The sequence below is a fragment of the Dyella jejuensis genome (assembly GCF_044904675.1).
GTDB lineage: Bacteria > Pseudomonadota > Gammaproteobacteria > Xanthomonadales > Rhodanobacteraceae > Dyella_B > Dyella_B jejuensis.
Window position 1 is genome coordinate 1 of record NZ_JADIKJ010000079.1, and the last position, 407, is coordinate 407.

1 protein-coding gene is annotated in these 407 nt (G+C 61.2%); it reads right to left on the reverse strand.

The annotated features are described in order from the left end of the window. Window positions 1-407, reverse strand: a 407-nt coding sequence (locus ISP15_RS18645) for a hemagglutinin repeat-containing protein (RefSeq protein WP_404549450.1), incomplete at both ends; no start/stop codon positions are given.

A 407-nucleotide genomic window follows, 5' to 3' on the forward strand; every position in this document is an offset into this window, starting at 1 on the left:
GCTGGTGTTTTCGTTGTTGTTTTGAAGCGTGTGGTTTTCTGCCTGGCTGAGGAGGTTGAGGTTGTTTTGTGCAGCAAGTGCGACATCTTGGCCGCTAACCTGGCTGCCGACGATGTTCAGGTCGCCGCCGGTAGCCGCGAGGGTGACATTGCCCTGGCTGCTGATATGGCTGCCATAGGTGGCCTCATCGTGCGCGGTCATCGTGCTACTGGCGCTGCTGTCACCGATGCCAAGCTTGAAGTCGATGCCGGCGTTGCCTTGCGCCGCGTTCTTCAATGCATCGTAACCGTCCTGCCCACCCGGCAGGTTCATGCCTTGGGCGGCACCGGGGGAGAACAGCGCCTGGGCTGCCTGCGCCGCGTAGAGGGCGGATAGGCGACTATCCTGCACTTGGCTACTACGTTGGG